The sequence below is a fragment of the Halalkalibacter oceani genome, assembly GCF_023715705.1.
Classification (GTDB): domain Bacteria; phylum Bacillota; class Bacilli; order Bacillales; family Bacillaceae_D; genus Halalkalibacter; species Halalkalibacter oceani_A.
The window spans coordinates 1-1,016 of sequence record NZ_JAMBOS010000068.1; the positions used below are offsets into that span (position 1 = coordinate 1).

The following is a 1,016-nucleotide window of genomic DNA, read 5'->3' on the forward strand; positions in this document are numbered from 1 at the left end:
AGTTTTTCCTGAAGGGTTGACCTTTTGATTTGTCCTGGTTCAGCCAGCCCTTCCCATTCAAGAATCTGTATAATTTGAGCTACGCTCCGGCTCGGCACTTCCTTACGTAGAAGAATCGCCTGGTCTAATAGATTAGGAGGGATAGCTTCTGACTTTCGAGCAACATTTCTCGATTGAGGCTTCAATCCCCCAAACCCACCATCCCGAAATTGAGCCAAATATCGTCTGATGGTTCTTTCTGAAAGGCCATTGGCCTTAGCTATCTGGCTCCTTAATTCCTTCACTTTTCCAGCGTCAAGCCCCTCTGCCAATAAAGGTGATATCAGCTGAAAACGTTGCACTGCCAATTCTTCTGATTTCTTATGATCCCTCATGATACACATTCTCCTTTCTGTGTCTATCATGAGTGTAAATCAGGGGTTATTGGACAATGAATGCAGAACGGGTGTGTAGCCAAAAATTAATATTTACGATAGGCCGGACAATTCTTGTCAGCCACCCATTGGCATCTCCTGCCAAGCGTCCTATCCTTTGAAGTGCAGCCCCTGAATCTTTGGACGTGTAATCCAGGGGGGTATTCTCCTGGTTGGTTCTGATCATGATGGAAGTCAAACAGCCAATCCAATAATCCACAAATTCTAGAAACCAGCCATGCCATCTCGAAAGAGTGGAATCATCAGCAGGAACAATGTGGGTGGATGGATTTGTAAGAACGTCTTCGATACATTCCGCTTCATAGCGCTTATAAGGAATCAATAAGTCCGGCAATTCATGGTGGATGGTACCACAATGGGTACACTTCAACCTCCGAATGTTATATGTCTTACTTTGTCCCGTATGATCCTTGGCTTTTCGATTCTTAGTTCCTCTAACCAGCATGTCTTTCCCGCAACATGGAGAAGGGATCCTCTCTGCACCCCTAACTAAAAACTCCAGTAAGTATGTTTTCAATCAGCTGATAATCTGATACAATAACCATATACTTTTTTGGTGGGACGTCTCCCGTATAACTGTTG

The 1,016-nt window shown here is 44.2% G+C and carries 2 protein-coding genes; both read right to left on the bottom strand.

The window, feature by feature from the left end:
* Nucleotides 1–374: helix-turn-helix domain-containing protein (locus M3212_RS21670; protein WP_251195975.1), on the bottom strand; the 374-nt coding region annotated here is incomplete at its 3' end.
* Between the two features lie 46 nt (nt 375–420).
* Nucleotides 421–951 carry a DUF6431 domain-containing protein gene (locus M3212_RS21675; RefSeq protein ID WP_285874996.1) on the bottom strand — a complete coding sequence of 177 codons (531 nt, stop codon included), beginning with the start codon at nt 949–951 and terminating at the stop codon, nt 421–423.
* Nucleotides 952–1,016 lie beyond the last annotated feature (65 nt).